General features: G+C 73.6%; 4 protein-coding genes and 1 pseudogene. 2 read left to right on the top strand and 3 right to left on the bottom strand.

All coding sequences use genetic code 11. From position 1 onward, the window contains the following. Both ND748_RS20895 and ND748_RS34705 read left to right on the top strand, forming a co-directional pair. Window positions 1-491, top strand: a 491-nt coding sequence (locus ND748_RS20895) for a carboxyl transferase domain-containing protein (protein ID WP_285902465.1), incomplete at its 5' end; no start/stop codon positions are given. 325 nt (window positions 492-816) lie between these two features. Then, window positions 817-1,140 (top strand): annotated as a pseudogene (locus ND748_RS34705) (esterase/lipase family protein); the annotation flags it as partial. A 366-nt stretch (window positions 1,141-1,506) separates the two neighbouring features. On the opposite strand, the gene pcrA reads toward ND748_RS34705, so the two are convergent. The 3 genes from pcrA to guaA all read right to left on the bottom strand — a co-directional run bounded on the left by pcrA (window position 1,507) and on the right by guaA (window position 7,298). Next, the gene (gene pcrA, locus ND748_RS20905) at window positions 1,507-4,026 is read right to left on the bottom strand and encodes a DNA helicase PcrA (RefSeq protein WP_251747688.1); all 2,520 of its coding nucleotides are present in this window, start codon (window positions 4,024-4,026) and stop codon (window positions 1,507-1,509) included. A 193-nt stretch (window positions 4,027-4,219) separates the two neighbouring features. Beyond that, window positions 4,220-5,449: a threonine/serine dehydratase gene (locus ND748_RS20910; protein ID WP_251747689.1), complete on the bottom strand. Its 1,230-nt coding sequence runs from the start codon at window positions 5,447-5,449 to the stop codon at window positions 4,220-4,222. A gap of 232 nt (window positions 5,450-5,681) precedes the next feature. After that, window positions 5,682-7,298 carry a glutamine-hydrolyzing GMP synthase gene (gene guaA, locus ND748_RS20915; RefSeq protein ID WP_308205679.1) on the bottom strand — a complete coding sequence of 539 codons (1,617 nt, stop codon included), beginning with the start codon at window positions 7,296-7,298 and terminating at the stop codon, window positions 5,682-5,684. Between the last annotated feature and the right edge of the window lie 3 nt (window positions 7,299-7,301).

Raw genomic sequence — 7,301 nt, forward strand, 5'->3', positions numbered from 1 at the left:
CCGCCCGGCTGGCGGGCAAGCTCGGGGTCGGGCTGGTGACCCTCGTCGACACCCCGGGCGCGGCCGGCGGCGCGCAGGCCGAGGCCGCCGGGATCGCCGCGGCGATCGGGGACGCGATGGCGGCGGTCCTCGCCTGCCCCTCCCCGACCGTGTCGGTGGTGCTCGGCGAGGGCGGGTCAGGCGGCGCCCTCGCCGCAGCGGTCACCGACATGGTTGCCATGACTCCGAACAGTTACTTCACGGCACTCTCCCCGGAGGGCGCCGCGACGACCTTGCGCATCCCGGCCGAGCAGGCGGCGGACCAGGCGGGGCTGCGGCCGACGGATCTGCACCGGCTCGGTTTCGCCGACTGCCTGCTGCCCGCGACCACCGCGGACCAGGTGGCGCAGGCGGCCGCGGGGCTACTCGCCGAGCTCTCCTGGCAGGACCCGGCGCACCGCCGAGAGCGGCGCCAGCAGCGATGGTCGACAGGACTACGTGACGGTCTGTAATCTCTTTGTGTTTCTCGACCCGGTCCCGGTGAGATCGGGCGAACACGCCCGGAAACACCCCGCGACGGTGTGCCGGCGCGACGAAGGAAGGTGATCGGCCATCGGCGAGCGGGTACCACCAGCACCCCGGCAGGCACCGACCCACCGCGCGCTCGTCGCGGGGCTGCGCGCCACCGGAGACAACGCCCGCGGACTCGCTGTCGAGACCGCCTGGATCGCCGCCCATCTGGCCCTCTATCCGGCGAGCGCGCTGCGCCGCCAGCCGGACCGGGACGACGAACCGTACTCCCTCGGCGGTCTGCCACCGCTGCAGCGCGGTCTGCTGGTGCGCGCGCCCGATGCGGCCGGGACGCCGATCCTGCTGGTCCACGGGCTGGTCGACAACCGGTCGGTCTTCGCCCGCCTACACCATCAGCTACGCCGACGGGGCTTTCGCCGGGTACGGGCGGTCGAGCTGCCCCTGTGGACCACCACCGTCGAGGACGGAGCCCGGGTACTCGCCGCCGCGGTCGCGGCCGCGGCGGGCGACGGTGGTCGCGTGCACGTCGTCGCCCACTCCCTGGGCGGCCTGGTCGCCCGCTACCACGTCCAGCGGATGGGCGGTGACCAGCAGGTCGACCTGCTGGTCACCCTGGCCACCCCGCACGGCGGCACCCGGCTGGCCGAGTTGGTGCCCCGGGCGCTGCCCTATCCCCTGGTCGCCCAGTTGCGGCCGGGTTCACCGTTGCTGGTCGAGCTCGGCCGCCCGGCGCCGGACTGCCGGACGCGTTTCGTCGCGGTCGCCGCCGGGCGGGACACGGTGGTCCCCCCGGCCCAGGCCGCGCTCAACCATCCGGACCTGGACGCGGTGAACGTCACCGTCCCCGGGCTCGGTCATCACTCGCTGGCGTTCAACGGGGCGGTGGCGCACCGGGTTGCCGGCTGGCTGGCCGGGACGGCGGCGCCGGAGCGGGCAGACCTGCTCGACCGCGGCTGCGAGCTTCTCGACCCGGGCTCAGAGGTTCTCGACCGGGACTCAGAGCTTCTCGACCGGGGCGTAGCGCAACAGCAGGCGCTTGGTCCCGGCGTCCGCGCCGAAGTCGATCGTCGCCTCGGCCGAATCCCCCACCCCGCCGGTGGCGACGACGACGCCGAGGCCGAAGCTGTCGTGAGTCACCCGGTCGCCCTGGCGCAGCTCCAGCACGGGCCGAGCCGAGGGGCGGCCGCGGCCGGCGAACGGTGAGTTCGGCAGTGCCTTGCGGGCCGGCGTGCCACCGCCGCCCTGCCCGGCCGCACCCGATCCGAACCCGCCCGAACCGCCGAACCCGCCCGAACCGCCCGAACCGCCCCAGGGCCGGGCGGCCGGCTCCGGCGCAGCCTCGACGAGGCGGCGCCAGTCGACCAGCGCGTCGGGCACCTCGCCGAGGAACCTCGACGGCGGGTTGTATGCCGGCTGCCCCCAGGCGCTGCGGACGACCGAGCGGGTCAGGTACAGCCGGGAGCGGGCCCGGGTGACCCCCACGTAGGCCAGTCGGCGCTCCTCCTCCAGCTGGGTGGGGTCGCCCAGGGTCCGCAGATGCGGGAAGACGCCGTCCTCCAGACCGGTGAGGAAGACCACGGGGAACTCCAGGCCCTTGGCGCTGTGCAGGGTCATGAGGGTGACGACGCCGTCGGAGCCGTCGTCGGTGGGGACCTGGTCGGCGTCGGCGACCAGCGAGACCTGCTCGAGGAACTCGGCCAGCGCGCCGTTCGGATTGCGTTCGGTGAACTCCTGCACGACGCCGACCAGCTCCTGCAGGTTCTCGACCCGCCCCTGAGCCTCGACCGTGTCCTCCGCGAGAAGCTCGGACAGATAGCCGGTGCGTTCGAGGACCGCCTCGACGACGGCCACCGGTCCATCCGCCTCGATCGCACGCAGATCGGCGAGCAACGCGGCGAATTCACGCACGGCCTTCGCCGAGCGGGTGGCGATCCCCGGCACCTCGCCGACGCGCTCCAGCGCCTCGGCGAACCCGATCCGCTCGACCTCGGCGAACCCGGCGAGCGCCGCCTCGGCCCGATCCCCGATGCCGCGGCGCGGCACGTTGAGGATGCGGCGCAGGTTCACCGTGTCGTTCGGGTTGGCCAGCACCCGCAGGTAGGCGAGCAGGTCGCGGATCTCCCGGCGCTCGTAGAAGCGCACCCCGCCGACGACCCGGTAGGGCAGCCCGACCCGGACGAAGATCTCCTCGAAGACCCGGCTCTGCGCGTTGGTCCGGTAGAACACCGCGACGTCGGCGGGCCGGGCCAGCCCCGCGTCGGTGAGCCGGTCGACCTCTTCGGCGACGAAGGCGGCCTCGTCGTGCTCGTTGTCGGCGACGAATCCGACGATCTTCTCCCCGTCACCCGCGTCGGACCACAGCCGCTTCGCCTTACGCTGGTTGTTGCGCGCGATCACCGCGTTCGCGGCGGACAGGATGGTCTGGGTGGAACGGTAGTTCTGCTCCAGCAGGATCACCGCGGCGGCGGGGAAGTCCTCCTCGAACTCCACGATGTTGCGGATGTTCGCCCCGCGGAAGGCGTAGATCGACTGATCGGCGTCACCGACGACGCAGAGCTCCGCGGGCGGCACCGCGCCCGACGCCCACGTGACGGTCGATGCCGACGCCTCCGCCGGCGCCGGCGACCCCGGCCCGTCGGCCTCGTCGTGCGCGGGCTGACCGACGAGTTCCCGCACCAGGACGTACTGGGCGTGGTTCGTGTCCTGGTACTCGTCCACCAGCACGTGCCGGAACCGGCGCCGGTAGTGCTCGGCGACGTCGGGGAACGCCTGGAGCAGGTTGACCGTCATCATGATCAGGTCGTCGAAGTCGAGCGCGTTGGCCTGGGCCAGCCGCTGCTGGTAAGAGGCGTAGACCTCGGCGACCGTGCGCTCCTGGTGGCTGCTCGCCCGGTCCCGGGCGGCCTCCCAGTCGATCAGCTCGTTCTTCAGGTTGCTGATCTGCGCGGCCAGCCCGCGCGCCGGGTGCCGCTTCGGGTCGAGGTCGAGATCCCGGGTGACCAGCGTGATCAGTCGCTGCGCATCCGCGGCGTCGTAGATGGAGAAGGAGGACCCGTAGCCGAGCCGCTTCGCCTCCGACCGCAGGATGCGCACGCAGGCCGAGTGGAACGTGCTGACCCACATCGCCCGCGCCCGCGGGCCCACCAGCGCGCCGACCCGCTCCCGCATCTCGGCCGCGGCCTTGTTCGTGAACGTGATCGCCAGAACCTCCCCGGGCCGGACGCCCCGGGCCGCGAGCAGGTAGGCGATGCGATGAGCCAGCACCCGGGTCTTGCCGGAGCCCGCGCCCGCCACGACCAGCAACGGCGCGCCGATGTGCACCACGGCGGCCCGCTGCTGCGGGTTGAGCCCGTCGAGCAGGCCCTCGGCGTCGAGCCGGGGTGCCCCGCCGCCCCCGTCGCCGCCCGTGGGCGGGGCAAGCACCGCCGGGCCGAACAGGTCGTAGGGCACGCCGCCGCCGACGCCCGCGGCCGACTCGCCGAAGGCGCGGGGGGACTCACCGAACAGAGTGCTCATCAGACCTCGATCGTACGTTCGACGCCGGACTGGTCGGAGCCGGGCTCACCGGGGACGTGCCGCCTCCCGGACGGACCGGGCGGCGGCCTGCCGCGGGCCGGTCCGCCGGGCTGTGCCATCCGGCCGCGACGTCACCGACCCCCGTATCGCCACCTTATGGTCACCTCGGCCGCCCCTTGCTCGGCGGGCCGGCTCAGGCCGTGGTCCGCAGCCCGCCGACGTCGTCGGTCGCGACGGCCGCCAGCGACTTGACCCGGCTGGCCACCCCGGGATCGATGTTGCCTCCCGACAGGATCGCCACGGTCGGTCCCTGGGCGAGGCCGCCGTGGCGCAACAGCGCCGCGATCGGCGCGGCTCCGGCCGGCTCCACCGCGAGACCGGCCCGCCGCAGCAGCACCATCGCCTCCCAGAAGGCGGCCTCGTCCACGGTCACCACCTCGTCGACCAGCCTCCTGGCGAGCGCGAAGGTCAGCGCACCCGGCTCGCTCACCGCCATGCCGTCGGCGATCGTGCGTGGCCTCGCCGCCGAACGGGGCAGCATCGCCCGCCCGGACAACCGGCTGCCGGGGATGACCGGGACGACCCGGCCGCGGGCCGCGGCGCCCGGCAGATCGGTGACCGGCAGATCGACGCCCACCGCCGCGGTGAGCCGCCGACCGGCTCGCAGCGATGCCGCGAAGGCAGGCGCCAGCACCGACTGCACCCCGATCACGCGCACGTCCGGTCGACGGGCTCGCAGCGCTGCGGCAACCCCGCTGATGAGGCCGCCACCGCCCACGCCGACCACGACGGTGCGCAGGTCCGGCACCTGATCGAGCAACTCCAGGCCGATCGTGCCCTGCCCGGCCACCACGGCCGGATCGTCGAAGGGATGCACCAGCAGGCACCCGCCGCGGGCGGCGAACTCGGCGGCCGCCGCGAGGGCCGCCTCCACCCCTCCGGGCACCTCCTCGACCCGCGCGCCCCACCGGCGGGTCCGGGCGACCTTGACGGGATTCGCCCCCGCCGGCACGAAGATCGTCGCCGGGACGCCGAAGGTGGCCGCCGCGAACGCCACCCCTTGGGCGTGGTTGCCGGCACTGGCCGCGACGACCCCCCGGGCACGCGCCGCGGGGTCCGCGGTCGCCACCCGGTGGAAGGCACCACGCAGTTTGAACGAGCCGGTGTGCTGCTCGTGCTCGCACTTGAACCACACAGGGCTGCCAAGGGCGGCCGACAGGCCCGGATCCCGGACCACTCGGGTCCGCCGCGCCACACCGTCGAGCACCCCAGCCGCCGCCTCGATGACCGCCACACTCAGATCCACCGAGACGCCCGGGCCCACCGAGATGCCCGGGTCCACCGAGACGCCGGGGTCCGCCTCGCCGGGCCCGGGGTCCTCGCCCCCGGGCGTCGGTTGGTCATCTGCGGCTGGTGCGGTCATGATGCCTCTCCCGGCGGCTGTGCGGCCACCTCGCCGTGACCGCGGCAACAAAAAAGCCCCCCGCCGAGCAGGCGGAAGGGCATGGCGCGCGGACCCGGAGCTCGGGTGCGCGCCTACGTAATGGCCATCTTGTGCACGGTCACACTGTCCACCCTGCTCCGGACTTGCCGGGACGTCAAACCGGGGGCGCCCGGCGGCGGTCAGGCCGCCGGGCCGGCCCCGGCCGGCGGGCCTACTCCCACTCGATGGTGCCCGGGGGCTTCGAGGTGATGTCGTAGACGACCCGGTTGACCTGCCCCACCTCGTTGACGATCCGGTTGGAGATGCGTTCGAGCAGCCCGTAGGGCAGCCGCGCCCAGTCGGCGGTCATCGCGTCCTCGCTGGTGACCGCGCGCAGCACCACCGGGTGTCCGTAGGTGCGCTCGTCGCCCTGCACGCCGACCGAGCGCACATCCGCGAGCAGCACCGCGAAGACCTGCCAGATCTCCCGGTCCAGCCCGGCCCGGCGGATCTCGTCGCGGACCACCTCGTCGGCCGCCCGGACCACGTCGAGCCGCTCGGGGGTGACCTCGCCGATGATGCGCACGGCGAGTCCCGGGCCGGGGAACGGCTGGCGCCAGACGATCTCCTCGGGCAGACCGAGCTCCTCGCCAAGGCGGCGGACCTCGTCCTTGAACAGGGTGCGCAACGGCTCGACCAGCCCGAACCGCAGATCCTCCGGCAGGCCACCGACGTTGTGGTGCGATTTGATCTTCGCGGCGGTCGGGGAACCCGACTCGATCACGTCGGGGTACAGCGTCCCCTGCACGAGGTGCTCGATCGTCGCGCCTTCGGCCTCGGCGCGGGCCTCCAGCTCGCGAGCCGACTCCTCGAAGACCCGGATGAACTCCCGACCGATGATCTTCCGCTTGCGCTCCGGGTCGGTCACTCCGGCCAGCGCCGCGGCGAACCGGTCGGCCGCCTTCACGTGGACGAGATCGACGCCGGTGGACGCGACGAAGTCCCGCTCGACCTGCTCGGCCTCGCCCGCCCGCAGCAGGCCGTGGTCCACGAATACACAGGTCAGGGCGTCACCGACGGCGCGGTGCACGAGCGCCGCGGCGACCGCGGAGTCCACCCCGCCGGACAGCCCGCAGATCAGCCGGCCCGAGCCGACCTGCGCGCGCACCGCCGCCACCGCCTCGTCGACGATGTTCACCATGGTCCAGGTCGGTCGGCAGCCCGCGCCCACCAGCAGGAAGTGCCGCAGCACGTCGAGTCCGCGCTCGCTGTGCACCACCTCCGGATGGAACTGGACGCCGTAGAGGCGGCGGGCCGGATCCTCGAAGGCGGCGACGGGGGTCGACGGGGTGGACGCCGTCACCCGAAAGCCGGGCGGGGCCGCGGTCACGGAGTCGCCGTGCGACATCCACACCTGCTGGGCGATCGGCAGGCCGTCGAACAGCACGCCCGGCTCGGTCACCGACAGGCGAGTCGCTCCGTACTCTGCTGTTCCGGTTCGGGCGACCGAGCCGGCCAGCGTCTGGGCCATCACCTGGTGGCCGTAGCAGATGCCGAGAATGGGCAACCCGGTGTCGAACAACGCGGGGTCGACCCGAGGCGCTCCCGGCGAGTACACCGACTTCGGCCCACCGGACAGGATCAGTGCGGACGGTCTGCGGGCGAGGATCTCGTCCACAGGCATGTCCCAGGGCACGATCTCCGAGTAGACGTGGCATTCCCGGACCCGTCGGGCGATCAGCTGGGCGTACTGCGCGCCAAAATCGATCACCAACACCGTGTCGTAACCGGGATGCCCCGGCGCGCCCGCGCCCGCGCCCGGGCTCGCGGACGTGCCGGGCCTGGTCACCGG

Origin of the sequence: Frankia sp. AiPs1, from assembly GCF_023716945.1 — a bacterium.
Lineage (GTDB): Bacteria > Actinomycetota > Actinomycetes > Frankiales > Frankiaceae > Frankia.

Excerpts from the sequence above, each read along its gene's own strand:
- ND748_RS20910 (WP_251747689.1), bottom strand. The coding sequence starts at position 5,449 with ATGACCGCACCAGCCGCAGATGACCAACCGACGCCCGGGGGCGAGGAC.
- pcrA (WP_251747688.1), bottom strand. The coding sequence starts at position 4,026 with ATGAGCACTCTGTTCGGTGAGTCCCCCCGCGCCTTCGGCGAGTCGGCC.